Raw genomic sequence first — 25,290 nt, forward strand, 5'->3', positions numbered from 1 at the left:
AACTCCCAACAAAATTTGCAGTTCGCCCCAATGAGCGAACCCTGGATAGCTTGAGCCTTGCAGCTACTTGCCCGACTTGACCTTGGTCCAGCTGCGGGTCATCAAACGTTGAATATTCGGTGGTAACTCGATGGACACGTAAGTCTTGTCGAGGACGGCTTGCGGTGGATAAACCGACTCGTCGGTGCGGATGGACTGATCCATCAATTTGTCCGACCCGGGGTTAGGGTTGGCGTAGCCGACATAATCACTGACCTGGGCGATCACCTCGGGCTTGAGCAAATAGTTGATGAAAGCGTGGGCCTCTTTGACGTTGCTCGAGTCCTTCGGAATCGCCAGCATGTCGAACCAGAGCGCGCCACCCTCCTTGGGAATCGAATAAGCGATGTTTACGCCTTTCTTCGCTTCGGCCGCGCGATTTCTGGCCTGGAACATGTCGCCGGAGAAACCGATGGCAACGCAGATGTCGCCGTTGGCCAGGTCGGCGATGTACTTGGACGAGTGGAAGTAGGTCACGTAAGGGCGCACCGCCAGCAACTTGGCTTCGGCCTTTTTGTAGTCTTCGGGGTTGGTGCTGTTGGCGTCGAGGCCCATGTAGTTGAGGACGGTGGGCATCATTTCATCGGCAGAGTCGAGGAACGCCACGCCGCAGCTCTGCAGCTTCTTGATGTTCTGGGGTTCGAATACCACATCCCAGGAGTCGATCTTGTCGACGCCGAGCACTGCCTTGACCTTGTCGACGTTGTAACCGATGCCGTTGGTGCCCCACAGATACGGCACGGCGTACTGGTTGCCTGGATCGTTCTGTTCCAGGCGCTTGAGCAGCACCGGGTCGAGGTTCGAATAGTTCGGCAGTTTGGATTTGTCGAGCTTCTGGAAAGCACCGGCCTTGATCTGCTTGCCCAGGAAGTGGTTGGACGGCACGACCACGTCATATCCGGTACGCCCGGCCAACAACTTGCCTTCCAGGGTTTCGTTGGAATCGAAAACGTCATAAACCGGCTTGATGCCGGTCTCTTTCTGGAAGTCGGCCAGGGTGGTCTCACCGATGTAGTCCGACCAGTTATAAATATGCACGGTACCGGCCGCCTGGACACTGACGGCAATCGTCAGTCCGGCACCGACCAGCAGGGCATTGCGCAACAAAGAAAAAATAGGCAAGTGGAGGTCCTCTAAAATTAGTTGGGCCCAAGTTGCCCCGCGTTACATGACAGCCATGGCTGTCCGGCAACAAAACCGGCGCGCAACTTACCCTCGAAAAACCGTTCCAGCAAAACTTTTATACAGATACCTGTGGGAGCGAGCTTGCTCGCGATAGTCGTCAACGATAACGCGCGGTGCCTGACACCCCGCGGCGTTGCGGTTTTTTTCGCGAGCAAGCTCGCTCCTACAGGGCTTTACTTACTTACCCGATTTGATCTTGGTCCAGCTGCGAGTCAGGATCCGCTGGGTGGCCGCCGGCAAGTCGGCGATCGCATACAGCTTGGCCAGCACTTCCGCCGGCGGGTAGATGCCTGGATCGGCAGTAATGTCTTTATCGACCAGTGCGGTGGCCGCCGCGTTCCCGTTCGGGAAGCGCACGGCGTTGGTGATTTCAGCCATGATTTCCGGCTTCTGCAGGAAGGTTATGAACTTGTAGGCGCCTTCGACGTTTTCGGCATCTTTAGGGATGGCGACCATGTCGTAGAAGCTGCCCGCACCTTCTTTCGGAATGTTGTAGCTGACCTTCACCTTGTCACCGGCTTCAGCTGCGCGAGCTTTGGCCTGGTAGATGTCGCCCGAGTAACCGACGGCGACGCAGATGTTGCCGTTGGCCAGGTCGGAGATGTACTTGGACGAGTGGAAGTAGCCCACCGAAGGACGAATCTTCAGGAACAAGGCTTCGGCTTCGGCCAGTTGTTTTTTGTCCTGGCTGTCGGTTGGATAGCCCAGGTAGTGCAACGCCACCGGAATCATCTCGGTAGGCGAATCGAGGAAACTGATACCGCACGACTTCAACTTGGCGGCGTTTTCAGGTTTGAACAGCAGGTCCCAGGAGTTGGTTGGCGCATCGGCACCCAGTGCAGCCTTGACCTTCTCGGCATTGAAGCCGATACCGATCGAACCCCACATGTAAGGGAAGGCGTGTTCGTTGCCCGGGTCACTGACCGATACCGCTTTGAGCAGGTCAGGGTTCAGGTTCTTCCAGTTGGGCAACTTGGACTTGTCCAGCTTCTGGTAAACGCCAGCCTTGATCTGCTTGGCCAGGAAGTTGTTCGATGGTACGACGATGTCATAACCGGACTTGCCTGCCAGCAACTTGGCTTCCAGGGTTTCGTTACTGTCGAATACGTCGTAAACAACCTTGATCCCCGACTCGGCTTCGAACTTCTTGACGGTATCCGGCGCGATGTAATCGGACCAGTTGTACACATGAAGAACCTTGTCGTCCGCCTGAACTGCGCCCGCCATCACGCCCATCAGGGACATGGCGAGGAGGGTCTTGCCAGCTATCTTCATACCTAATGCCTTCATGGGTAATGCTCCAATTTTTCTTTTTAACCACGAGTCCAGCAGCCTTTCCCGGGCATCCGGACAAGCGGTAGTCTGGCAAGATCCAAGGCAGGCTTTCAAGGAAAGCCCCATCCTTTGTCTGCTCTGAGCGAAATGCAAACTTCACACCCCGCTCAGAGCCTAGCACTTAGCCCCGCAACGCACTCAGTGTCAGGTCCAGGCACTTGCGTGCCTTTGTTACCAGCTCATCGATTTCAGCCGGTGTAATCACCAGTGGCGGAGCAATGATCATGGTGTCGCCGACGGCGCGCATGATCAGGCCGTTTTCGAAGCAGAACGTGCGGCAGATCATGCCGACGCCCTTGCCTTCGTAACGTTTGCGGGTGGCCTTGTCCTGCACCAGTTCGATGGCCCCCAACAGACCCACACCGCGAACTTCCCCCACCAACGGGTGATCGTTCAGTTCCCGCAGACGTTTCTGCAAATAGGGTGCCGTTTCTGCATGAACGCGCTCGACAATTTTTTCTTCGCGCAGGATGCGGATGTTTTCCAGCGCCACCGCAGCAGCCACCGGGTGCCCGGAATAGGTGAAGCCGTGGTTGAAATCGCCACCTTCGTTGAGCACCGCCACCACTTCGTCACGCACGATCAGGCCACCCATGGGGATGTAACCGGATGTCAGGCCTTTGGCGATGGTCATCATGTCGGGCTTGAGGTCGTAGAAATCGGTACCGAACCACTCACCCGTGCGACCGAAACCACAAATCACCTCGTCGGCCACGAACAGGATGTCGTACTTGGCGAGGATTTCCTTGATGCGCGGCCAGTAGGTGTCTGGCGGAATGATCACGCCGCCGGCACCCTGGATCGGCTCGGCAATGAAGGCCCCGACGTTGTCGACGCCGACTTCCAGGATCTTCTCTTCCAGCTGATTGGCTGCCCACACACCGAATTCATCCGGGGTCATGTCGCCGCCTTCAGCGAACCAGTACGGCTGCGCGATGTGGACGATGCCCGGGATCGGCAAGTCGCCCTGCTCGTGCATGTACGTCATGCCACCCAGGCTCGCGCCGGCCACGGTGGAGCCGTGATAGCCGTTCTTGCGGCTGATGATGACTTTCTTCTTCGGCTGGCCCTTGATCGCCCAGTAATGGCGAACCATGCGCAGCATGGTGTCGTTGCCTTCGGAACCGGAACCGGTGAAGAACACATGGTTCATGCCTTGCGGCGCGATGTCGGAAATCGCCTTGGCCAGCTCCAGTACCGGCGGGTGAGCGGTCTGGAAGAACAGGTTGTAGTACGGCAGCTCGCGCATCTGCTTGCTGGCGGCATCGGCCAGTTCATCGCGACCGTAGCCGATCGCCACGCACCACAGGCCGGCCATGCCGTCGAGGATCTTGTTGCCTTCGCTGTCCCAGAGGTAAACGCCCTTGGCGTTGGTGATGATCCGCGGGCCTTTCTCTTTCAGCTGCTTGAAGTCGCTGAACGGGGCCAGGTGGTGATCGTTGCTCAGGGTTTGCCATTCACGGGTTTGCGGGTTGTTGCTGGTCATGCGAACTCTCCTAAGATTTCAGTGAAAGGCGCGGCATTTTTCCGCCGCGCCCGGCGCATCAGACGGCGAAGAGCAGGAATTCCCGCTCCCACGAACTGATCACGCGCTTGAAGTTTTCATGCTCGGCCCGCTTGACCGCGACGTAGCCAGTGATGAATTTCTTGCCCAGGTACTTCTCGACGGTCGCGCTGTTTTCCATGCGCTCCAGCGCGTCCTCGATAGTCAGCGGCAGGCGCAGGTTGCGGCGTTCATAGCCACGTCCCACAACCGGCGCGCTCGGGTTCAGGCCTTCGACCATGCCGATGTAACCGCAGAGCAGGCTCGCGGCGATGGCCAGGTACGGGTTGGCGTCGGCGCCCGGCAGGCGGTTTTCCACCCGACGGTTTTGCGGCCCGGCATCCGGCACCCGCAGGCCCACGGTGCGGTTCTCTTCGCCCCACTCCACGTTCACCGGTGCCGAAGTGTCGGGCAGGAAGCGGCGGAACGAGTTGACGTTCGGCGCGAACAGCGGCAACAGCTCGGGGATCAGTTTCTGCAGGCCACCGATGTGGTGCAGGAACAGTTGGCTCATGCTTCCGTCTTCATTGGAGAAAACGTTCTTGCCGGTCTCCAGGTCGATGATGCTCTGGTGCAAGTGCATCGCGCTGCCCGGCTCGCCGGTCATGGGCTTGGCCATGAAAGTGGCCGCCACGTCGTGCTTGAGCGCGGCTTCACGCATGGTGCGCTTGAACACCAGGATCTGGTCGGCCAGGGACAACGCATCGCCGTGACGGAAGTTGATTTCCATCTGCGCGGTGCCGTCCTCGTGGATCAGCGTGTCGAGGTCCAGCTCCTGCAATTCGCACCAGTCGTAGACGTCTTCGAACAGCGGATCGAATTCGTTCGCCGCTTCGATCGAGAACGACTGGCGACCGATTTCCGGGCGTCCGGAGCGGCCAATCGGCGGTTGCAGCGGGTAGTCCGGGTCGTCGCTGCGCTTGGTCAGGTAAAACTCCATTTCCGGCGCCACGATCGGCTGCCAGCCCCTGTCGGCATAGAGTTTCAACACCTTCTTCAGTACGTTGCGCGGCGACAGCTCGATCGGGTTGCCTTGCTTGTCGTAGGTGTCGTGGATCACCTGGGCGGTCGGCTCGATGGCCCAGGGCACCAGGAACACCGCATTCGCGTCCGGCCGGCAGATCATGTCGATGTCGGCCGGATCGAGCAGTTCGTAATAGATGTCGTCTTCGACATAGTCGCCGGTCACGGTCTGCAACAGAACGCTCTCGGGCAGGCGCATGCCTTTTTCGGCAATGAACTTGTTGGTCGGCGAAATCTTGCCCCGGGTGATCCCGGTCAAGTCGGCGATCATGCATTCGACTTCTGTGATCTTGCGGTCTTTCAACCAATCGGTGAGCTGGTCGAGGTTGTGACTCATAAATGCCTCTTAGGCTGAGTTTCCTGACTCTTATAAGTCAGGCGTTGTTTGACGCATCGGCGTCGCTTGGTACAGATTGCCACTGCAAGGGCCGCGCACAAAGACCCGCCTCGACAAAGTCGCGGGTCAACGAGAGCGTAGTTGCGCGTGCAGAATCATGAGCAGTCCCCGACGCATTCGCCGGGCCGCTATCGTGAAACGGTTCTATATTAGAAAGAGAGCCGGTAAAAAGAATGTCGTCCAGGCCGTCCATAATATCGGACGGGACCGGCAGATCCGCCAGGAGTTGAAGAATCACCGGCACGCCCTCAGCCGCTGAGGCCGCGGCGTGAACGTAGTTGTCGCCACTGATGTGATAAGCATGCAGACCGTTCTGCCCGGAGCAGAAGGTGACGCCGATTAACGGCAGGCGAGACATGAAGCACCCCGGTATTATTGCTGTTATGGGTTTGAATCGAGCTTAGCCTTGTTCATTTTTTTACACAACACCCCCGTAAAAAATACAACACGGCCCGCTCAAGCACGCGGACGGCAAAGCGCTCAAAGGCATAAAAACGCCCCAAATTGCCTCAAAAAAGCCCTACGAGCGCTTTTTCAGGGCAAAAAAGGCCTGACTTGACTTCGGCATGCCGTTCGGGTTGACTGGAAACCGAAGAGATCAATGATTGATATTTTTAACAACAAAGGTGTTGCATCATGTCGGTACCCCCGCGTGCCGTTCAGCTTAACGAAGCGAACGCGTTCCTTAAGGAACATCCTGAGGTTCTGTACGTTGACCTTCTGATTGCGGATATGAATGGTGTGGTGCGCGGCAAGCGCATTGAACGCACCAGTCTCCACAAGGTTTACGAGAAAGGCATCAACCTGCCGGCCTCTCTATTTGCTCTGGATATCAATGGCTCGACGGTGGAAAGCACCGGCCTGGGCCTGGACATCGGCGATGCTGACCGAATCTGTTATCCAATCCCCGACACCCTGTGCAATGAGCCCTGGCAGAAGCGCCCGACCGCGCAACTGTTAATGACCATGCACGAACTCGAAGGCCAGCCATTCTTTGCCGATCCGCGAGAAGTGCTGGCCAATGTGGTGCGCAAGTTCGACGACATGGGCCTGACCATCTGCGCCGCGTTCGAACTGGAGTTCTACCTGATTGACCAGGAGAACGTGAACGGTCGTCCGCAACCGCCACGCTCGCCGGTCTCCGGCAAACGCCCGCACTCGACACAGGTGTACCTGATCGACGACCTCGACGAATACGTCGACTGCCTCCAGGACATTCTGGAAGGTGCGAAAGAGCAAGGCATCCCTGCCGACGCGATCGTCAAGGAAAGTGCCCCGGCGCAGTTCGAAGTGAACCTGCACCACGTGGCCGACCCGATCAAGGCTTGCGACTATGCGGTCCTGCTCAAGCGACTGATCAAGAACATCGCCTACGACCATGAAATGGACACCACCTTCATGGCCAAGCCTTACCCGGGCCAGGCGGGCAACGGTCTGCACGTCCACATCTCGATTCTTGATAAAGAGGGCAAAAATATTTTTGCCAGCGAGGATCCCGAGCAGAACGCCGCACTGCGTCACGCGATCGGCGGTGTGCTCGAGACCCTACCGGCGCAGATGGCTTTCCTCTGCCCGAACGTCAACTCCTACCGTCGTTTCGGCGCACAGTTCTACGTGCCGAATTCGCCGTGCTGGGGCCTGGACAACCGTACCGTGGCGATCCGCGTACCCACCGGTTCTTCCGATGCCGTGCGCATCGAACACCGTGTGGCCGGCGCCGATGCCAACCCGTACCTGCTGATGGCGTCGGTTTTGGCAGGCGTGCACCACGGCCTGGTCAACAAGGTCGAGCCAGGGGCGCCCGTGGAAGGCAACTCCTACGAGCAGAACGAGCAGAGCCTGCCGAACAACCTGCGCGATGCATTGCGCGAGCTGGACGACAGCGAAGTCATGGCCAAGTACATCGATCCGAAATACATCGATATCTTTGTCGCCTGTAAAGAGAGTGAGCTGGAGGAGTTCGAACACTCCATCTCCGACCTTGAGTACAACTGGTACCTGCATACCGTTTAAGCGGTTGCAGTAAAAAACAACGCCGCCGGCCTCACAGTCAGCGGCGTTTTTTTATGGCCGCCTACGGCGGATCGCTAGCAGGCTAGCTCCCACAGGGGTTATCTGTGTACCCGGAATTTACGTTCACTGGAGATCAACTGTGGGAGCTAGCCTGCTAGCGATGGCGTCCTGGCAGACAACACAGATGCCTGCTCGTACAATGCCCCCTGCCCCGCAGGAGACTCCAATGACGCGCACCGCCACCGTTCGCAAACCCCGCGCACGCAGCCAGGCCCGGATCGATTCGATACTCGATGCCGCCCGTACGCTGCTGGCTACCGAGGGCGTGGCCAGCCTGTCGATCTATAGCGTCGCCGAACGCGCGCAGATCCCGCCCTCCTCCGTCTACCACTTTTTCGCCAGCGTCCCGGCCCTGCTCGAAGCCCTGACGGCCGACGTCCACGCCGCCTTCCGCGCCTGCCTGCAAGCCCCCATCGACCATGACAATCTCAGGGACTGGCGCGACCTGTCACGCCTGGTGGAACAACGCATGCTCGCGATCTACAGCGAAGACGCCGCGGCCCGCCAGTTGATCCTTGCCCAGCACGGCCTGACCGAAGTCACCCAGGCCGACCGCCAGCACGACATCGAACTGGGCGACCTGATGCACAAGCTGTTCGATCGGCACTTCGAACTGCCGAAGTTGCCGACCGATGTCGATGTGTTTGCCCTGGCCATGGAGTTGGGGGACCGGGTGTATGCACGCTCGGTGCAACAGCACGAGCAGATCACTGCGCGCATGGCAGAGGAAGGCATGCGGGTGTTTGATGCGTATCTGGGGTTGTATTTGCCGCCGTATTTGCCCAAGCGCGCCAGTCCAGCCTGATTTCTTTTGCCGGCTTCACTGACCTCTTCGCGAGCAGGCTCGCTCCCACATTGGATCTTCAGCGAACATGGCATTCGCGAACAACTCCATTCCCTGTGGAAGCGAGCCTGCTCGCGAAGGCCTTACCACCGAACTCACTGATTCACGCCCACAAAAAACCCCGAAGGGCTCACACCATCCGGGGTTGTGCGCACTGCACGTCGCTTACAACTTGGCGATCGACACCTCGGTGGATTTCACAAACGCAATCACTTCACTGCCGACCACCAGCTCCAGCTCTTTCACCGAGCGCGTGGTGATCACCGAAGTCACGATACCGGAGGCGGTCTGCACGTCGATTTCCGAAAGGACATCACCGAGTACGATTTCCTTGATCGAGCCCTTGAACTGGTTGCGAACGTTGATGGCTTTGATAGTCATGATGTTGATTCCTGTCGTTGATAGAAGGCTTGAGTTATTGCGCCCAACGCAATTGCGTGGGCAGTGGTGAAACAGGTTCCGGTTCCGGCGGCTGACCGGGCAGCGCCAGCACGCGATTGAGCACTTCGGTTTCCAGCGCCGCCAGCCGATGGGAGCCGCGAACCCGAGGTCGTGGCAACTCCACATGCAGGTCGAGGCCGACTTCACCGTCTTCGATCAGGATCACCCGATCGGCAATCGCCACCGCTTCACTGACGTCGTGGGTCACCAGCAACACGGTAAAGCCGTGCTTCTGCCAGAGCCGTTCGATCAACTGCTGCATTTCGATCCGGGTCAGGGCATCCAGGGCGCCCAGGGGCTCGTCCAGCAACAGCAAGCGCGGTTGGTGGATCAGCGCGCGAGCCAGGGCCACACGTTGCTTCTGCCCCCCGGACAAGGCCGCTGGCCACTCATTGGCGCGATCCGCCAGCCCCACCGCTTCCAATGCTTCCAGGGCTTGTGGCCGCCAGTTGCCCTTGAGCCCGAGACCGACGTTGTCGATGACTTTTTTCCAGGGCAGCAGACGCGCTTCCTGAAACATCAACCGGGTGTCTTCCCGCGCCTCGCTCAGCGCGGCGGAACCGGCCAGCAATTCGCCGCCCGTAGGCTTGTCGAGACCGGCCAACAAACGCAGCAAAGTACTTTTGCCACAGCCGCTGCGGCCGACGACCGCGACGAATTGACCCGCCGGAATGTGCAGGTCGATCTCGCGCAACACTTGCCGCGAACCAAAGGTCTTTTGCAGCTTGCGCACCGCCAGCGGAATACCGCGCAGCAGGCGTGGAGGTTGTTGAGCGGTCATGCGGCACCTCCCTTGGATACCTGATAGGCCGGATGCCAGCGCAACCACACACGTTCAAGCCCACGAGCCGCGAGGTCGGCGAGCTTGCCGAGCACCGCGTACAGCAGAATCGCCAGTACCACCACGTCGGTTTGCAGGAACTCCCGGGCATTCATGGCCAGGTAGCCGATGCCGGAGCTCGCGGAAATGGTTTCCGCCACGATCAGCGTCAGCCACATGAAGCCAAGGGCGAAACGTACGCCCACCAGGATCGAAGGCAGCGCCCCCGGCAGGATCACCTGACGGAACAGGCTGAAACCGGACAAGCCATAACTGCGGGACATTTCCACCAGCGCCGGATCGACGTTGCGGATACCGTGATAAGTGTTGAGGTAGATCGGGAACAGCGTGCCCAGTGCAACCAGGAAAATCTTTGCCGACTCGTCGATGCCGAACCACAGGATCACCAGCGGAATCAACGCCAGGTGCGGTACGTTGCGGATCATTTGCACCGAGCTGTCGAGCAGGCGCTCACCCCATTTCGACAGGCCGGTAATGAAGCCCAGGGTCAGGCCGATGCCGCCGCCAATGGCGAAGCCCAGTGCCGCACGCCAGCCGCTGATGGCCAGGTGCGTCCAGATTTCGCCGCTGCTCACCAGGCTCACGCCGGCTTCGATGACAGCGACGGGTGCGGGCAGGATTCGCGTCGACAACCACCCCGCGCAGACCGATAGCTGCCATACCGCCAGCAGCAACACCGGCAACGCCCAGGGCGCCAGGTTATGGATAATTCTCTTCATGGCGCGCCTCAGCTCTGGGACGCAGCTTTGGGGAGAATGTCGTTGGCGACCATCTCACCGAACGGGCTGACATAACCGGCGCTTTTCGGCAGCTCCGGACGTTCGATGTCCAGGTGCGGGAACAGCAGTTCGGCGACGCGGTAGGATTCTTCCAGGTGGGGGTAACCGGAGAAGATGAAGGTGTCGATGCCCAGGTCCGCGTATTCCTTCACACGAGCCGCCACAGTCGGACCGTCGCCCACCAGCGCGGTACCGGCACCGCCGCGCACCAGGCCGACGCCGGCCCACAGGTTGGGGCTGACTTCCAGGTTATCGCGGCTGCCGCCATGCAGCGCCGCCATGCGTTGCTGACCAACGGAGTCGAAGCGCGCCAGAGAGGCTTGGGCGCGAGCTATGGTTTCATCGTCCAGGTGCGAGATCAGTCGATCAGCCGCTTGCCACGCCTCGGCATTGGTTTCGCGAACGATCACATGCAAACGGATACCGAAGCGCACGGTGCGCCCGAGCTTCGCGGCCTTGGCGCGAACTTGTTCGATCTTCTCGGCTACGGCTGCCGGTGGTTCGCCCCAGGTCAGGACCATCTCCACCTGCTCCGCTGCTAGATCCTGCGCCGCTTCCGATGAGCCACCGAAGTACAGCGGCGGACGCGGTTGCTGGATGGGCGGATAGAGCAGCTTGGCGCCCTTCACGCTGATGTGCTGACCGTCGTAATCGACGGTTTCACCTTCCAGAACGCGGCGCCAGATGCGGGTGAATTCCACCGAAGCCTGGTAGCGCTCTTCGTGGGTCAGGAACAAACCGTCACCGGCCAATTCTTCCGGATCGCCACCGGTGACCAGATTGAACAGCGCACGGCCGCCGGACAGACGATCCAGTGTCGCGGCCTGTCGTGCAGCCACCGTCGGGGAAATGATCCCGGGGCGCAGGGCGACGAGGAACTTCAAGCGCTGGGTCACCGGGATCAGCGAGGCTGCCACCAGCCACGAATCTTCGCAGGAGCGACCGGTAGGGATCAGCACCCCGCCGAAGCCCAGGCGATCCGCCGCTTGGGCGACTTGCTGCAGGTAACCGTGGTCGACGGCGCGAGCGCCTTCGGCGGTGCCAAGGTAATGACCGTCGCCATGGGTAGGCAGGAACCAGAAAATATTGAGGCTCATGGAGTGGTCTCCTTAGGAAATCGAATTACTGCGCTTTGGCAACGGCCGCCGGTGGCGTCCAGATCACGTCTTTGATGCTGAGTGGCTTCGGAATCAGCTTGAGCTGATGGAAGCTGTCGGCGATTTTCTGTTGGGCGGCGACCACTTCCGGGGTCAGGAACAGCGCGCCGTAACCCTGGCGTTTCACCGAAGTCAGGGTGATGTCCGCCGGCAGGCCGAGCAGTGGCGCGACTTGTTTGGTCACATCTTCGGGATTGGCCTTGGACCATTCGCCGACCGCGCGCACTTCTTCCACCAGGGTCTTGATCACCTCGGGATTTTTCTGCGCGTAGGGTTTGGTCGCCAGGTAGAACTGATGGTTGTCGACGATGCCTTGGCCATCACGCAGGGTGCGTGCTTGCAGTTGCTGTTCGGCGGCCGCCTGGTACGGGTCCCAGATCACCCAGGCATCGACGCTGCCACGCTCGAACGCGGCGCGGGCATCGGCCGGTGGCAGGAACACGGTCTGGATGTCGGTGTATTTGAGGCCGGCGTCTTCCAGCGCACGGACCAGCAGGTAGTGCACGTTGGAGCCTTTGTTGAGCACGACCTTCTTGCCCTTGAGCTCCTGCACCGATTTGATCGGCGAGTCCTTCGGCACCAGGATCGCTTCGCTGTGCGGCGCTGGCGGTTCGTAGGCAACGTAGAGCAGATCGGCCCCGGCCGCCTGGGCGAACACCGGAGGCGTTTCGCCGGTCACGCCGAAGTCGATGGAGCCGACGTTCAGGCCTTCCAGCAGCTGCGGGCCGCCGGGAAATTCAGTCCATTGCACGTCCACGCCTTGGGCGGCGAGGCGCTTTTCCAGAGTGCCTTTGGCTTTGAGCAGCACCAGGGTGCCGTATTTCTGATAGCCGATTCTTAACGTCTCGGCCTGAGCTTGGGTAATGACGCCGAAGGACACAGCCGCAACAAACAGAGCGACCAGACCACGACGCAAAATGACAGTGCGCATAGCGCTCTCCTTTTTGCAGTTGGGTTTTGGCTGCACCTGCTTGGCCGTTGGCGGCTGAGTAAGGTGAGTACATCAAGTGAGGGTGAGGCTTAAATGCTCCAGCGAGCACTCAACAAACGTTCATTCAACAGGTTCGGGTCGATCGGCTTCGGGCGTCGGGCCATGGCGCTGAAAAACAGCTCCAGCGACTCGCTCAATCGTAGTTCCAGCTCGGGCGCCAATTGCGCCTGGGCGCTGCCTTCGCCGTAAGCGATCTGGCTGTCCACGGCGAAAATCCCGTGCAGCATTTCCTGGGCTTTCAAGGCCGACAGCACCGGCTTGAGTGCGTAATCCACCGCCAGCATGTGGGCGATACTGCCGCCGGTGGCCATTGGCAAAACCACCTTATGGGCCAGCGCGCGCTCGGGCAGCAGATCCAGTACCGTTTTCAACGCGCCGGAGAACGACGCCTTGTAGACCGGGGTGGCAATCAGCAACCCATCGGCGTTTTCAATCTGTTGCAGCAGGTCGATCACCTTGGGGCTGTCGAAGCGTGCGTGCAGCAAGTCTTCGGCCGGGAAGTCCCGTACCTGATAACTCACCACCTCCACACCTTGCTCCTGCAACCAGCGTTGAGAGCGTTCCAGCAGCACCCCGGAACGGGAGCGTTGGCTGGGACTGCCACCGAGTGAGACAACCAGCATTCAGACGATTCCTTGGAAGGTGTAGGCGATTCGCGGTTTGCGGTCTCGCTTTGATGGAGAGACCTTAACAGGTGATTTATATATCTATAAATCATATTTATTCATTTGCTTATGCCTTATCGAGCTATAAGAGATCGACAGTCCGGACAAAAAAAGGCCGTCGAAACGGCCTGAAAATCCCCTGCTTTATTGGATGCAACTTAACTCTGAACCTACGGTGTTTGTGGGGCCGTCTTCGCGAGCAGGCTCGCTCCCACATTTGATCGCGAACTTCTGTGGGAGCGAGCCTGCTCGCGAAAGCGGTATCAGCCAAACCGCGTATTGCGATGAATCACTTATTAGGCTGTGGGGTCAGGCGCAGATACGGCTTCACCGCGCGATAACCCTGTGGAAAACGTTTCCTGATTTCATCTTCGTCCTTGAGCGACGGCACGATCACCACCTCATCCCCGTCCTGCCAGTTGGCCGGGGTCGCTACCTTGTAGTTATCCGTGAGCTGCAGCGAATCGATCACCCGCAGGATTTCATTGAAGTTGCGGCCGGTGCTCGCCGGGTAGGTAATGGTCAGTCGCACCTTTTTGTTCGGGTCGATCACGAACAATGAACGTACGGTCAAGGTGTCATTGGCGTTGGGGTGGATCAGGTCGTAGAGGTCCGAGACTTTGCGATCGGCATCGGCCAGGATCGGAAAATTGACGATGGTGTTCTGGGTTTCGTTGATGTCTTCGATCCACCGGTGGTGCGAGTCCACCGGGTCGACGGACAACGCGATGGCCTTGACCCCACGCTGGGCAAATTCGTCTTTCAGCTTGGCCGTGAAGCCGAGCTCGGTGGTGCACACCGGCGTGAAGTCCGCCGGATGGGAAAACAGCACGCCCCAGCTATCACCAAGCCACTCATGGAAACGGAGGGTGCCGACGCTGGAATCCTGTTCGAAATCGGGGGCGATATCGCCAAGTCTGAGGCTCATTTGCTGCTCCTGATGAGTGCTGGTTTGAACTCAACTGTGCCCGTATTTTTTATCTATTAAAAAGAATAAATATTGATTTATTTAGATCATAAATGAATATAAAAGATCCGTTCACTGGATTTGATCCAGCGCCGGGAAAGAACATCGGCGCCAAGGTTCGAGCAGGCCTTGAGTTGCTGCAAAAAAGGAGGGATTTCGAGGGTGAGCTTGACTTGAAAACGCAAAAGCCCCGCACGGCGTGATGCCGGGCGGGGCTTTTTCTGCTTCAGTTACGCGAGCGCTATTACAACAGCGGGATCGAGTAGCTGACGATCAGGCGGTTTTCGTCCTGGTCGCGTTGACCCGGGATGTTGGTGCGCCATGTAGCGTTTTTCCACATCAGGCCAACGTTTTTCAACGGGCCTTCCGGTACGACATAACCAACGGTCAGATCGCGTTCCCATTCGGAGCTGTCAGTGCTCGCTGGGGACCGGGTATCAATGTCGTCGCCACGCAGGTAAACCATGCCGGCGGTCAAGCCAGGCACGCCAACCTTGGCGAAGTCATACGAGTAGCGTGCCTGCCAGGTACGTTCGCCGGCACGGGCGAACTTGGCGATCTGCATGTCGGTAATCAGGTAAGCCGACGAGCCATCACCCTGGTTCAGCCAAGGGAAGTCGCTGCTGCCGTTGCTGACCTGATAGCCGCCGCCGAAGGTGTGGCCGGCAACGGTATACAGGAACAGGCCGCTATACAGGTTGTTGTCGACCTTACCTTTACCGTTGGCGGTGCTGTTGTAGTTACCGTTGCTGTAATAGGCCGCAGTGTTGCCATTCAGACCGTCATCGGAGCTGTTGAAATAACGCAGGTCAGACTTCAATACGCCCGGACCGATCGACCAGTTGTGCACCAGACCCAGGAAGTGTTGCTTGTAGAAGTCTTCCAGATTGCCGTAGTAGTACTGGGCAGTCAGGTCTTTGGTGATCTTGTAGTCGCCACCGGCATAGATGAACTTGTTGCTGTTGGCGGTACGCGCGGAAGCGCCGCCGATAGACAGTTGTTCATTGCTGCTGGAGTTACGGCCTTTGACGTGCTCGATTTGACCGCCGACCAGTGTCAGGTCTTTGATTTCGTTCGAGGTGATCTGACCACCCTGGAAGGTTTGCGGCAACAGGCGACCGTCGTTGGTCACGATAACCGGCAGCTTGGGTTGCAGAGTACCCAGCTTCAACTCGGTCTGGGAGACCTTGGCTTTGGCAGTCAAGCCCAGGCTGGAATAGTTATCCACCGCTTCGCCGTTGGACTCACTTGGGAAAACGGTGCCACCGTAGGCCGCACCATTGGCGGCACCATTGGTGCCGCCGCCCGAATCCAGACGCACGCCCAACAGGCCGATGGCGTCGACGCCGAAACCTACAGTGCCTTGGGTGTAACCGGAGATGAAACGCAGATCGAAGCCTTGGCCCCATTCTTCGTTTTTGTTGGCACCAGGGCCATTGCGGTTATCGGTGTTGATGTAGAAGTTACGCAGCCCCAATGTTGCCTTGCTGTCTTCGATAAAACCGGCGGCGCCTGCCTGCTGCGCCAAAACCCCTACGGCCACAGCCATGGCCAAGGTGGACTTGTTCATGTTTCGCTCCTCTCATTTCTAATTTTTTATGTTCCACGTCCTGGGTCGAATGCCTGGATCCTGGATGCGCAATAAGCGCTACACGACGGTTGGGCCGCTGCGATTTGCGGCCGGCATGATAAACCCAAAAAGATTTATTTCACTCTTTTTCATACCATTTAGGAATATAGATTCAGACGCTGATTTGGGCTGCAATACTGGGTATTAGCCTGTACGCCAATCGCTGAATCTTCGAAATCGGGGGGCTGATGTGGCTCTGTTTGATGGCGCCTGATGAGTGTTGATGGACGCACTTTAAGGGCGCGTAAGAAAAACTAAAAAGAATAAAAAATTCGATCCATTGATCATTTTGGAATAACAAAAAATCCTCGAAAAAAAGCCCCGCCCGCAGGCGAGGCTCTTCCGGAATCAGTTACAGGAAGCTATAGGTGTAGTTGAAGATCAGACGGGTCTGGTCCTGGTCTGCGATACCGGTATCGCTGCCACGGTAGGTGCCATGACGCAGCGTGGTGCCGAAACCTTTGAGAGGACCCTGCTGAATCACATAGTCCACTCGCAAGTCACGCTCCCACTCGGACTGATCGCCACCAGTGCCGTTGGCGGCCTTGATGTTATCGCCATGCAAGTAAGCGATCGAGGTTTTCAGACCCGGAACCCCCAGGGAGGCGAAGTCGAGTGTGTACTGGCCGAAGGTGGTGTTTTCACCAGCCCGGACGAAGCCGTTGATCATCGCATCGGTAAACAGATAGAAGCTCGAGCCCGCGGCGCCTTCGTTGCGACCGTTGCCATCGACCACGTTGCCCTGGTTCAGATAAACGAAGCCACCGTCATCGTTGACACGCTGGTGGCCAACCAGGAAAGCGTTAGGACCCAGGGTATAGGTGAACATGGCGCTCCAGGTCTTGTTATCGACCTCGCCCGGGGTCTTGGCGAAACCGCCGTTGTTATTGAACCGGTAGCCCACATCACCGTTCTTGCCGTCGGAGCTGCTGTCGAAATAGCGCAGATCTGACTTGAAGGATTGGTTGGCGCTGATCGGGAGGACGTGTACCAGGCCGAAGAAGTTCTGTTTGTAATAGTCTTCCAGGTTCGCATGGTAGTACTGCAGGGTGAGGTCCTTGGTGACCTTCCAGTCCGCACCGGCATAACGAAACTGGTTGCTTTCCTCGGTGCCGCCAGCCACTGCCAGACCGGTGGTGTTGGACGATGCACGACCCGCCGCGTGCTCGAGCTGGCCGACGTTGAAGGTCACGTTGTCGATTTCCTTGGAGGTGATGGTGCCACCTTCAAAGGTCTGGGGCAGCAGACGGCTGTCGTTCGCTACCAGGATCGGCATATTGGGTTGCAGGGCGCCACCATAGTGGGCCTCGGTCTTCGAGAAGCGCGCCTTGACGTTACCTGCCACGCGACTGTACGTATCCGATGCCGAACCGTCGGTGTCGCTTGGGAAGAATGAGTTGTTATCCGGGTGATGACCCCGGCCACCTTCCAGGTGAATACCGAGGAGCGCCTGGGCATCGAAACCAAACCCGACAGTACCTTGGGTGAAGCCGGACAGATAATCGAACTTCAGGCCTTCAGCGGTCTCGCGCTGATCCGCGCCGCCATCGCGATTATCGTTGTTGTAGTACATGGTGCGAGAACTGATGGAAGCCTTGCTGTCTTCGATGAAACCCGCAGCGCCTGCCTGCTGCGCCAAAACCCCTACGGCCACGGCCAGAGCCAAGGTGGACTTGTTCATTGTGTCGCTCCTCTCGTTTCTAATTCTTGTAGTCCTGGTCCCGAGTCATGTGCCCGGGATCCTAAGATGCGCGATTAGCGCCAGACCGTGACTCACAAGTCAATCGTAACTATGTGTGTCTACGACCATAGTCTAATCCCCGGTTTTTCGGTTATTACGGATTCATGAACTTGTCATAAATCCGAAAAGAATCGGTTGGTTCTTTTTTAATACCGTTCAGGAATAAAGCGCACACCCCGACATAGAGCGGCGGTTTCACCCACCAATTCCCAAACGGTATTTGTCAGTCATTTTTTAGATCGATTAGCTTTGACGCAAATCGGAAACATTTCCCTTCCAAAAGTCGAAGCCCTGCCAACCAAACGCGCACTATCCGGCCCATTTGTTACAGTTTATGTATCGCTGGAAGTTTGTAATCCAGTTACCCACCGCACCTGCAGGAGCGAACGGTGCGGCGGAGTGGGAAGCCCGACTCAGAGGGTTTTTTCGAAGATCTTCGAATTACGCTGATAGTTGTACAGCGAAGCCCGGGCCGATGGCAGGCGTTCGACACTGCTCGGCACAAACCCACGCTCGCGAAACCAGTGAGCGGTGCGGGTAGTCAGGACGAACAAGGTATTGAGCCCCTGCGCCCTTGCGCGGGTTTCGATCCGTTCGAGCAATTCATCCCCGCGGCCGCCATGGCGGTATTCCGGGTTTACCGCCAGACACGCCAGCTCCCCGGCATCCGAATCGGCAATCTGATACAGCGCCGCACAGGCGATGATCATGCCTTCGCGTTCGACCACGCTGAACTGCTCGATCTCCCGCTCCAGCACCTCGCGGGACCGGCGCACCAGAATCCCCTGCTCTTCCAGCGGGCTGATCAAATCCAGCAAACCACCGACGTCCTCGATGGCCGCTTCGCGCACAATTTCGAATTGCTCCTGGGCCACCAGCGTACCGCCACCGTCCCGAGTGAAGAGTTCGGTCAGCAGTGCGCCGTCTTCGGCATAGCTGACGATATGGCTGCGCGCCACACCGCCACGGCAAGCCTCAGCCGCGGCATCCAGCAGCTCGGCCTGATAGTTGCTGCCCAGGCGTTGCAGATGCGCCGGTACCTGTTGCGGACGCAACTCTCGAACCAGACGACCGTTTTCATCGATCAAGCCCAGGTCCGCGCCAAACAGCAGCAGTTTGTCCGCCCCCAGGTCGATCGCCGCGCGAGTGGCGACGTCTTCGCAGGCGAGGTTGAAAATCTCACCGGTCGGCGAATAACCCAACGGCGACAGCAGCACGATGGAGCGCTCGTCCAGCAGGCGATTGATGCCCTTGCGGTCGACTCGACGCACCTCACCGGTGTGGTGATAGTCGACGCCTTCCAGCACGCCGATCGGTCGTGCCGTCACCAGGTTGCCGCTGGCCACCCGCAGGCGCGAGCCCTGCATCGGCGATGAGGCCATGTCCATGGACAGCCGCGCTTCGATGGCGATGCGCAACTGGCCGACCGCATCGATGACACACTCGAGAGTCGCGGCATCGGTGATGCGCATGCCGTGGTGGTAATGCGGGGTCAGGCCGCGCGTGGCCAGACGTGCTTCGATTTGCGGACGGGAACCATGAACCAGTACAAGTCGCACGCCCAGGCTGTGCAACAGCACCAGGTCGTGGACGATATTGCCGAAGTTCGGGTGTTCCACGCCGTCGCCGGGAAGCATGACGACAAAGGTGCAATCGCGGTGGGCGTTGATGTAGGGCGAAGCATGACGAAGCCAATTGACGTATTCGGGCATGAACCTGGGCCTGTAATAAATAGCAGCCAAAAAATGGGGCGAAACAGAAAATGCACGGCGGGCTGATGGTTATCGTCGGAACAGGCTTGGCGACACGCGCGCTCTCCTCATGAATACAGGTTTTAACACTGGCAATTTAACCGCCTGTAGGAGCGAGCTTGCTCGCGAAAGACCAGAGGACACCACGTTCATCCAGGCAGTCCCCGTCATCGTTAACGTCCATCGTCGGAACGCCGCCCGGAGCAAGCTTGCTCCTACAACAGCGTTTTGGCCGGTGTCAGGCAGTAATGTTCAATCAATGAACGTAATAGATGCACCGTAGGCTGCAAACGTGACATTTCCAGGTATTCCCCCGGTTGGTGGGCGCAGGCGATATCACCTGGGCCGAGCACCAGGGTTTCGCAGCCAAGACGCTGAAGATAAGGCGCTTCGGTGCCGAATGCCACTGCTTCGGCGCGATGGCCGGTGAGCTTTTCCGCGACCCGGACCAATTCCGCATCCTCGGCCTGCTCGAAGGGCGGCACTTCGGGGAACAACGGCGCGTAATCGATCTTCACCTGATGCCGCTCGGCAACGGGCCCGAGCTTTTGCAAGATCTCGGCACGCAGGACTTTCGGGTCCATGCCTGGCAACGGCCGCAGGTCGAACTCCAGCGAGCACTGGCCGCAGATTCGGTTGGGGTTATCGCCGCCATGAATACAGCCGAAGTTCATGGTCGGCTGCGGCACACTGAACTGCGGGTTACGGTATTCGCGCTGCCACAACAGACGCAGCCCACGCAGTTCACCGATGGCATCGTGCATGGCTTCAAGGGCGCTGTGGCCCAGGCGTGGATCCGAGGAGTGGCCGCTCTGGCCGAGGATGTCGATGCGCTCCATCATGATGCCTTTGTGCATCCGGATCGGCTTCAGTCCGGTCGGTTCGCCGATCACCGCGGCACGTCCCAGCGGCCGCCCGGCTTGCGCCAGGGCCCGCGCTCCCGACATCGAACTTTCTTCATCGCACGTGGCGAGAATCAGCAGCGGCTGTTTGAACGGTTGCTCGAGCAAAGGAATGACCGCTTCGATGACCAGGGCGAAAAAGCCCTTCATGTCGCAGCTGCCCAGTCCGACCCAGCGGCCGTCGACTTCGGTCAGCTTCAGCGGATCGGTCTGCCACAGCGCAGCGTCGTACGGCACGGTATCACTGTGCCCGGCGAGGACCAGGCCACCGGGACCGGAACCGAAACTGGCCAGCAGGTTGAATTTGCCTGGGCTGACCTGCTGGATATCACAGGTAAAACCCAGGTCACCCAGCCACGTCGCCAGCAGGTCGATCACCGCACGGTTGCTTTGATCGAGGCTGGGCTGGGTACAGCTGACGGACGGTGCAGCGATCAGTGCAGCGAACTGATCTTTCATGGATGGCAAAAGCATCGCTGACTCCAACTCCCGAATTGAAGTCCATCATAGAACCATCCGGCGACAGGAATAAACCGTCTCGGCACATTGGTTGTGTGACGTGTTGCGATGGCGCTCCGGTCATCGTCCAGCGTCAACAGACCCTATCTCGGACGAGTCCTGTACACTGCACGACCTTGGCAGCCACACATTCCCCCGGCTGCGCTCCCGATCCTGGATTTTCCGGCCATGCAGAAAGAAACCGAAATCAAACTCCGCGTCAGCCGCGAAACCCTCGCCGCGCTGCGCGAGCACCCGCTCCTGAAAAAACGCAACAAAAGTGGCTGGGAACGCCGTGAACTGATGAACCAGTACTTCGACACGCCTGAGCGCGACCTGGCGCGCGCCAAGGTTGCCCTGCGCCTGCGCCGCGATGGCGAGGAAGTGATCCAGACCCTCAAGACCCGCGGCCAGAGCGTTGCCGGTCTGTCCGTGCGTAATGAATACGACTGGAACCTGCCCAAAGCCAAGCTCGACGTCAAGAAACTCGACGGCGAATGCTGGCCTCAAGAGCTGGCAGAGCTTGACAAGAAAACCCTGAAGCCGATTTTCACCACCGATTTCGTTCGCGAACGCGCTGAAATCGCTTGGGGCCGCGGCAAAACCAAAGTGGTCATCGAAGCCGCACTGGACTTGGGCCACGTGGTGGTCGGCAAGCAGAAAGAAGAAATCTGCGAGCTGGAGCTGGAACTGCGCGAAGGCGAGCCGGCTGCCCTGCTGGAGCTGGCTGCCGAATTGGCCGCGACCCTGGCCCTGATGCCGTGTGACATCAGCAAAGCCGAGCGCGGTTATCGCCTGTACGACGCCCACAGCTATTCGTTGAGCCTGCCGGCACCGCAGATCAACGCCGAAACCCCGCTGGATGACGCATTCGCCGCCCTGAGCTGGCATTTGCTGAGCAGCAGCCAGCGCCTGGCCGAGCAGTATCGCTTCAATGGTCATTGGCGTTTGTTGCAGGACTGGGTCGAGAATCTGGCGGAATTGCGCGCGCTGCTCAGCAGCCTGGGTCAAGCCGCTCCGCGTCAGTCGACCCACGATCTGCGGGTCGCGCTGGACGCCTTGCTGGAAGACTGGCGTCCGCTGATACAAGCCGGCCTGGACGATGAAGACGTGCGTAAAGCCGCGCCGGAACAGTTCCTCGAAGAACTGGAAGACCCGCGCTGGGGCCTGTTCTCCCTGAACACTTCGCGCTGGTTGCTGGCCCGCACCTGGGCTGCCGATCGCAACGTCCGTGGCAATCGCCAGGGCGCTGCGCAACTGGGTAGCTGGTTGCCACGCCTGCTGGGTGAAGAAGCGACTTCCCTGCAGTTGCAGCGCTATCAGCAACAGCCGGAAGACCTGGCCGAGCAACTGCCGCGCATCGAGCGCATCCAGGCCTGGCTGCACCATGCCCGTGGCGTGTTGGACATTGCGGAAATGGATCGCCTGTACGGCGAGCTGAAACTACTGGCGCAACTGGCTAACGAGCCGATCACCGATGAGTCCCTGGATGCGCGTAAGCAGCAGGCGATTGCGGTGTATCAGAATCGTGCCTGGAAGATGCTGCTGCGCATGTAAGACTGCCATCGCCAGCAGGCTGGCTCCCACAGTTGGAATGCGTTCCCCTGTGGGAGCTAGCCTGCTAGCGATGAGTCCAGCAAACTCACCGCAAAACTTCAGACCGGCAAACTGGTGGTCGACTTGATCTCCGATAAAGCCACAATCGAGTTCACCTCCTGGATCCCCGGCACCATCGACAGCTTCTCGAAGAAAAACCGCTCATACGCCTCGATGTCCGCCGTGACGATCCGCAGCAGGAAATCCACCGACCCCATCAGCACATAACACTCCAGCACTTCGGGAAAACCACGAATCGCGTCGGTGAACCCGGTGAAGTTCGAACGCCCGTGGGCGTTGAGTTTGATTTCGGCAAAGATCTGCGTATTGAGACCGATCTTCTTGCGATCAAGCAGGGTCACCTGAGCGCGAATGATCCCCTCCTCCTTCATCCGTTGAATCCGCCGCCAGCATGGCGATTGCGAAAGTCCCACCTGTTCGGCGATCTGAGCGCTGGAGAGAGAAGCGTCCTCTTGCAGCAACGCGAGAATTTTGCGGTCATAGCTGTCCAGCTCGCTGTGCATAGATAAACCCTTAATTAATACATTTGCGAATTAAATAATTCGGCGAGTCGACAATAAGACCCATCATAGATAAGAAATGCCGGGCAATGAATGTAAAAATTTCTCCAGTGATTTTGGAGTCCGACCATGCCGCATCTTGAAGCTGTAACCACCCCGCTCAACCGTGCCGATGTGTGGAACGTCAGCAACACACACTGCCGCGTCCATTACCAACTGCTGGCCGAGGCCGAACCTGATCTGCTGTGCCGCGCGCTCAACCTGTTCGCCCTGCAGTGCCTGACACCCGACCAGGTCAACGTGCAACGCATGGATGATCTGCTGTCGATCGACATCGTCATGGGCGGCCTGAGTTGGCACCGTGCCCAGGTGATAGCGGAAAAATTACGTAACCTGATCAGCGTCTGCTCGGTGGAGCTGCAAGCGGCTGATTCTGCATGGGTCGCAACGGCTCAGGCCGCGGGTTGAAAAAACCGGACACGGCTTCGTCGGGTAGTGGCCCAACGGTTTGCGGCTCCGCGACTATCCTTTGCGCACTGTTGTTCATGAGGAGCCCGCATGTCCGTTCAACTTGCCATTCAGGACCGCTGGCTGGATCTCAATGATTTGCTGCGCGAGCTGGTCGCCCAGGGCTTTATCACCCAGGACTCGGCCGAGCACGCGCTCAATGCCCGACGCCGTCACGCCGCCAATGGCCAGCTGCACCCGTTGGAATTCATCGCCAGCCAACACCTGGACGACCTCAGCCGTCCCGGCAAACATCTGGATCTGGAAAGCCTGACCCTGTGGCTGTCGCAGCAGGCCGGCCAGCCTTACCTGCGCATCGATCCGCTGAAAATCAACGTCGCGGCCATTACCCCGCTGATGTCTTACGCCTTCGCCCAGCGCCACAAGATTCTCGCGGTTTCCGTCGACCGTGACGCGGTGACCGTGGCCAGCGCCCAGCCCTACGTCAGCGGCTGGGAAGCGGACCTGACCCACGTATTGAAGCTGCCGATCAAACGCGTGGTGGCCAACCCGGTGGACATCCAGCGCTTCAGCGTGGAGTTTTTCCGCCTGGCCAAATCGGTCAGCGGCGCGACCAACGCCGATCAGCAGACCAACACCCTGGGCAACTTCGAACAGTTGCTCAACCTCGGTGCAAGCGACCAGGAACCGGACGCCAACGATGCGCACATCGTCAACATCGTCGATTGGCTGTTCCAGTACGCGTTCCAGCAGCGAGCCAGCGATATCCACATCGAACCCCGGCGCGAGCAAGGCACGGTGCGCTTTCGCATCGACGGCGTGCTGCACAACGTCTATCAGTTCCCGCCGCAGGTGACCATGGCTATCGTCAGCCGCCTGAAGAGCCTGGGGCGGATGAATGTTGCGGAAAAACGCAAACCCCAGGACGGCCGGGTAAAAACCAAGACCCCGGACGGCGGCGAAGTAGAGCTGCGGCTGTCGACTTTGCCGACGGCGTTTGGCGAAAAAATGGTCATGCGAATCTTCGACCCGGAAGTGCTGCTCAAGGATTTCGACAAGCTGGGCTTCTCCGCCGAAGACCTGCGCCGCTGGCAGGACATGACGAGCCAGCCCAACGGCATCATCCTGGTGACCGGGCCGACCGGTTCGGGCAAAACCACCACGCTCTACACCACCCTCAAGAAACTGGCGACGCCGGAAGTCAACCTGTGCACCATCGAAGACCCGATCGAAATGGTCGAACCGGCGTTCAACCAGATGCAGGTCCAGCACAACATCGACCTGACGTTCGCCGCCGGCGTACGCGCGCTGATGCGGCAGGACCCGGACATCATCATGATCGGCGAGATCCGTGATCTGGAAACCGCGGAAATGGCGATCCAGGCGGCCCTGACCGGTCACCTGGTGCTCTCGACGTTGCACACCAACGACGCACCCAGCGCCATCAGCCGCCTGCTGGAGCTCGGCGTGCCCCATTACCTGATCAAGGCCACGGTGCTTGGCGTCATGGCCCAGCGCCTGGTCCGCACCTTGTGCCCGCACTGCAAGGCGCCGCTGACATTGAGTGAAGAAGACTGGCAAACCTTGACCAGACCCTGGCAAGCGCCTTTGCCCGGCAACGCCCAACGCGCGATTGGCTGCCTGGAATGCCGCGACACCGGCTATCGCGGGCGTGCCGGGGTCTACGAAATCATGCAGCTGACTGACGGCGTCAAAGCGCTGATCAACCCCGACACCGATCTGCTGGCAGTGCGGCGCCAGGCGTTCAAGGAAGGCATGCGCAGCCTGCGGCTGTCGGGGGCACAGAAAGTCGCGGCGGGATTGACCACGATCGAGGAAGTGTTGCGAGTGACGCCGCAGAGCGAGCAGAAATGAATCCTTTTATGTCTCCTGATGATGCAAG

The 25,290-nt window shown here is 58.9% G+C and carries 22 protein-coding genes and 1 pseudogene; 6 read left to right on the forward strand and 17 right to left on the reverse strand.

The window, feature by feature from the left end; all coding sequences use genetic code 11:
* Window positions 1–63 precede the first annotated feature (63 nt).
* The 5 genes and pseudogenes from ACA041_RS30535 to ACA041_RS30555 all read right to left on the reverse strand — a co-directional run.
* Window positions 64–1,161 (reverse strand): polyamine ABC transporter substrate-binding protein, encoded by a 1,098-nt coding sequence (locus tag ACA041_RS30535; protein WP_497439143.1) that lies wholly within the window; start codon window positions 1,159–1,161, stop codon window positions 64–66.
* Window positions 1,162–1,401: 240 nt separating this feature from the next.
* Window positions 1,402–2,499: a polyamine ABC transporter substrate-binding protein gene (locus ACA041_RS30540; RefSeq protein ID WP_497442201.1), complete on the reverse strand. Its 1,098-nt coding sequence runs from the start codon at window positions 2,497–2,499 to the stop codon at window positions 1,402–1,404.
* Between the two features lie 181 nt (window positions 2,500–2,680).
* Entirely contained in the window at window positions 2,681–4,045 is a 1,365-nt protein-coding gene (locus ACA041_RS30545; protein WP_497439144.1) for an aspartate aminotransferase family protein, read from the reverse strand.
* A gap of 58 nt (window positions 4,046–4,103) precedes the next feature.
* Window positions 4,104–5,462, reverse strand: coding sequence for a glutamine synthetase family protein (locus ACA041_RS30550; protein WP_497439145.1), 1,359 nt, complete (start codon window positions 5,460–5,462; stop codon window positions 4,104–4,106).
* Between the two features lie 100 nt (window positions 5,463–5,562).
* Window positions 5,563–5,880, reverse strand: a pseudogene (locus ACA041_RS30555) (gamma-glutamyl-gamma-aminobutyrate hydrolase family protein); the annotation flags it as partial.
* A gap of 278 nt (window positions 5,881–6,158) precedes the next feature.
* On the opposite strand from ACA041_RS30555, the gene ACA041_RS30560 reads away from it, so the two are divergent.
* Window positions 6,159–7,535, forward strand: a complete 1,377-nt coding sequence (locus ACA041_RS30560; protein WP_497439146.1) for a glutamine synthetase family protein — start codon at window positions 6,159–6,161, stop codon at window positions 7,533–7,535.
* Between the two features lie 226 nt (window positions 7,536–7,761).
* Entirely contained in the window at window positions 7,762–8,400 is a 639-nt protein-coding gene (locus ACA041_RS30565) for a TetR/AcrR family transcriptional regulator (RefSeq protein ID WP_497439147.1), read from the forward strand.
* A gap of 204 nt (window positions 8,401–8,604) precedes the next feature.
* On the opposite strand, the gene ACA041_RS30570 is transcribed toward ACA041_RS30565, so the two are convergent.
* The 7 genes from ACA041_RS30570 to ACA041_RS30600 all read right to left on the reverse strand — a co-directional run bounded on the left by ACA041_RS30570 (window position 8,605) and on the right by ACA041_RS30600 (window position 14,241).
* Window positions 8,605–8,820, reverse strand: a complete 216-nt coding sequence (locus ACA041_RS30570; RefSeq protein ID WP_003229256.1) for a TOBE domain-containing protein — start codon at window positions 8,818–8,820, stop codon at window positions 8,605–8,607.
* A 34-nt stretch (window positions 8,821–8,854) separates the two neighbouring features.
* Window positions 8,855–9,661, reverse strand: coding sequence for an aliphatic sulfonates ABC transporter ATP-binding protein (gene ssuB, locus ACA041_RS30575; protein WP_307334896.1), 807 nt, complete (start codon window positions 9,659–9,661; stop codon window positions 8,855–8,857).
* Complete coding sequence (gene ssuC, locus ACA041_RS30580; protein ID WP_497439148.1) at window positions 9,658–10,440, reverse strand: aliphatic sulfonate ABC transporter permease SsuC; 783 nt, start codon at window positions 10,438–10,440, stop codon at window positions 9,658–9,660. The genes ssuB and ssuC overlap by 4 nt, the downstream gene beginning before the upstream one ends.
* Window positions 10,441–10,448: 8 nt before the next feature.
* Entirely contained in the window at window positions 10,449–11,597 is a 1,149-nt protein-coding gene (ssuD, locus tag ACA041_RS30585; RefSeq protein WP_154856029.1) for an FMNH2-dependent alkanesulfonate monooxygenase, read from the reverse strand.
* A 25-nt stretch (window positions 11,598–11,622) separates the two neighbouring features.
* Window positions 11,623–12,588 carry a sulfonate ABC transporter substrate-binding protein gene (locus tag ACA041_RS30590; RefSeq protein WP_497439149.1) on the reverse strand — a complete coding sequence of 322 codons (966 nt, stop codon included), beginning with the start codon at window positions 12,586–12,588 and terminating at the stop codon, window positions 11,623–11,625.
* An 89-nt stretch (window positions 12,589–12,677) separates the two neighbouring features.
* A complete protein-coding gene (gene ssuE, locus ACA041_RS30595; protein WP_497439150.1) occupies window positions 12,678–13,271 on the reverse strand; it encodes an NADPH-dependent FMN reductase in 594 nt (197 codons plus the stop codon).
* A gap of 331 nt (window positions 13,272–13,602) precedes the next feature.
* Window positions 13,603–14,241 (reverse strand): peroxiredoxin, encoded by a 639-nt coding sequence (locus ACA041_RS30600; protein ID WP_497439151.1) that lies wholly within the window; start codon window positions 14,239–14,241, stop codon window positions 13,603–13,605.
* A 92-nt stretch (window positions 14,242–14,333) separates the two neighbouring features.
* On the opposite strand from ACA041_RS30600, the gene ACA041_RS30605 reads away from it, so the two are divergent.
* On the forward strand, window positions 14,334–14,483 hold the full coding sequence (locus tag ACA041_RS30605; RefSeq protein ID WP_497439152.1) for a hypothetical protein: 150 nt from the start codon (window positions 14,334–14,336) through the stop codon (window positions 14,481–14,483).
* A 41-nt stretch (window positions 14,484–14,524) separates the two neighbouring features.
* Here ACA041_RS30605 and ACA041_RS30610 read toward each other — a convergent pair whose 3' ends face one another.
* The 4 genes from ACA041_RS30610 to argE all read right to left on the reverse strand — a co-directional run bounded on the left by ACA041_RS30610 (window position 14,525) and on the right by argE (window position 20,778).
* Window positions 14,525–15,850, reverse strand: a complete 1,326-nt coding sequence (locus tag ACA041_RS30610) for an OprD family porin (protein ID WP_497439153.1) — start codon at window positions 15,848–15,850, stop codon at window positions 14,525–14,527.
* A gap of 412 nt (window positions 15,851–16,262) precedes the next feature.
* Entirely contained in the window at window positions 16,263–17,591 is a 1,329-nt protein-coding gene (locus ACA041_RS30615) for an OprD family porin (protein ID WP_497439154.1), read from the reverse strand.
* A 473-nt stretch (window positions 17,592–18,064) separates the two neighbouring features.
* On the reverse strand, window positions 18,065–19,363 hold the full coding sequence (gene argA, locus ACA041_RS30620; RefSeq protein WP_497439155.1) for an amino-acid N-acetyltransferase: 1,299 nt from the start codon (window positions 19,361–19,363) through the stop codon (window positions 18,065–18,067).
* Window positions 19,364–19,617: 254 nt separating this feature from the next.
* Window positions 19,618–20,778 (reverse strand): acetylornithine deacetylase, encoded by a 1,161-nt coding sequence (gene argE, locus ACA041_RS30625; RefSeq protein WP_497439156.1) that lies wholly within the window; start codon window positions 20,776–20,778, stop codon window positions 19,618–19,620.
* Between the two features lie 213 nt (window positions 20,779–20,991).
* Between argE and ACA041_RS30630 the strand changes: the two genes are divergently transcribed.
* Window positions 20,992–22,359, forward strand: a complete 1,368-nt coding sequence (locus ACA041_RS30630) for a CYTH domain-containing protein (protein WP_497439157.1) — start codon at window positions 20,992–20,994, stop codon at window positions 22,357–22,359.
* 98 nt (window positions 22,360–22,457) lie between these two features.
* Here the strand turns inward: ACA041_RS30630 and ACA041_RS30635 are convergent, their stop codons facing one another.
* Entirely contained in the window at window positions 22,458–22,922 is a 465-nt protein-coding gene (locus tag ACA041_RS30635) for an Lrp/AsnC family transcriptional regulator (protein ID WP_497439158.1), read from the reverse strand.
* 126 nt (window positions 22,923–23,048) lie between these two features.
* Here ACA041_RS30635 and ACA041_RS30640 point away from each other — a divergent pair, with 126 nt between their 5' ends.
* Together ACA041_RS30640 and tfpB are read left to right on the forward strand one after the other, a co-directional pair.
* Window positions 23,049–23,387: an ACT-like domain-containing protein gene (locus tag ACA041_RS30640; protein WP_497439159.1), complete on the forward strand. Its 339-nt coding sequence runs from the start codon at window positions 23,049–23,051 to the stop codon at window positions 23,385–23,387.
* A gap of 90 nt (window positions 23,388–23,477) precedes the next feature.
* Window positions 23,478–25,262, forward strand: coding sequence for a type IV pilus assembly ATPase TfpB (gene tfpB, locus ACA041_RS30645; RefSeq protein WP_497439160.1), 1,785 nt, complete (start codon window positions 23,478–23,480; stop codon window positions 25,260–25,262).
* Window positions 25,263–25,290: the final 28 nt, after the last annotated feature.

The organism is Pseudomonas sp. LBUM1676, assembly GCF_059695605.1.

What these genes read in the sequence shown, in the direction of transcription:
- ACA041_RS30540 (WP_497442201.1), bottom strand. Translation starts at nt 2,499, where the DNA reads ATGAAGATAGCTGGCAAGACCCTCCTCGCCATGTCCCTGATGGGCGTG.
- ACA041_RS30545 (WP_497439144.1), bottom strand. Translation starts at nt 4,045, where the DNA reads ATGACCAGCAACAACCCGCAAACCCGTGAATGGCAAACCCTGAGCAAC.
- ACA041_RS30550 (WP_497439145.1), bottom strand. Translation starts at nt 5,462, where the DNA reads ATGAGTCACAACCTCGACCAGCTCACCGATTGGTTGAAAGACCGCAAG.
- ACA041_RS30560 (WP_497439146.1), top strand. Translation starts at nt 6,159, where the DNA reads ATGTCGGTACCCCCGCGTGCCGTTCAGCTTAACGAAGCGAACGCGTTC.
- ACA041_RS30565 (WP_497439147.1), top strand. Translation starts at nt 7,762, where the DNA reads ATGACGCGCACCGCCACCGTTCGCAAACCCCGCGCACGCAGCCAGGCC.
- ACA041_RS30570 (WP_003229256.1), bottom strand. Translation starts at nt 8,820, where the DNA reads ATGACTATCAAAGCCATCAACGTTCGCAACCAGTTCAAGGGCTCGATC.
- ssuB (WP_307334896.1), bottom strand. Translation starts at nt 9,661, where the DNA reads ATGACCGCTCAACAACCTCCACGCCTGCTGCGCGGTATTCCGCTGGCG.
- ssuC (WP_497439148.1), bottom strand. Translation starts at nt 10,440, where the DNA reads ATGAAGAGAATTATCCATAACCTGGCGCCCTGGGCGTTGCCGGTGTTG.
- ssuD (WP_154856029.1), bottom strand. Translation starts at nt 11,597, where the DNA reads ATGAGCCTCAATATTTTCTGGTTCCTGCCTACCCATGGCGACGGTCAT.
- ACA041_RS30590 (WP_497439149.1), bottom strand. Translation starts at nt 12,588, where the DNA reads ATGCGCACTGTCATTTTGCGTCGTGGTCTGGTCGCTCTGTTTGTTGCG.
- ssuE (WP_497439150.1), bottom strand. Translation starts at nt 13,271, where the DNA reads ATGCTGGTTGTCTCACTCGGTGGCAGTCCCAGCCAACGCTCCCGTTCC.
- ACA041_RS30600 (WP_497439151.1), bottom strand. Translation starts at nt 14,241, where the DNA reads ATGAGCCTCAGACTTGGCGATATCGCCCCCGATTTCGAACAGGATTCC.
- ACA041_RS30605 (WP_497439152.1), top strand. Translation starts at nt 14,334, where the DNA reads ATGAATATAAAAGATCCGTTCACTGGATTTGATCCAGCGCCGGGAAAG.
- ACA041_RS30610 (WP_497439153.1), bottom strand. Translation starts at nt 15,850, where the DNA reads ATGAACAAGTCCACCTTGGCCATGGCTGTGGCCGTAGGGGTTTTGGCG.
- ACA041_RS30615 (WP_497439154.1), bottom strand. Translation starts at nt 17,591, where the DNA reads ATGAACAAGTCCACCTTGGCTCTGGCCGTGGCCGTAGGGGTTTTGGCG.
- argA (WP_497439155.1), bottom strand. Translation starts at nt 19,363, where the DNA reads ATGCCCGAATACGTCAATTGGCTTCGTCATGCTTCGCCCTACATCAAC.
- argE (WP_497439156.1), bottom strand. Translation starts at nt 20,778, where the DNA reads ATGCTTTTGCCATCCATGAAAGATCAGTTCGCTGCACTGATCGCTGCA.
- ACA041_RS30630 (WP_497439157.1), top strand. Translation starts at nt 20,992, where the DNA reads ATGCAGAAAGAAACCGAAATCAAACTCCGCGTCAGCCGCGAAACCCTC.
- ACA041_RS30635 (WP_497439158.1), bottom strand. Translation starts at nt 22,922, where the DNA reads ATGCACAGCGAGCTGGACAGCTATGACCGCAAAATTCTCGCGTTGCTG.
- ACA041_RS30640 (WP_497439159.1), top strand. Translation starts at nt 23,049, where the DNA reads ATGCCGCATCTTGAAGCTGTAACCACCCCGCTCAACCGTGCCGATGTG.
- tfpB (WP_497439160.1), top strand. Translation starts at nt 23,478, where the DNA reads ATGTCCGTTCAACTTGCCATTCAGGACCGCTGGCTGGATCTCAATGAT.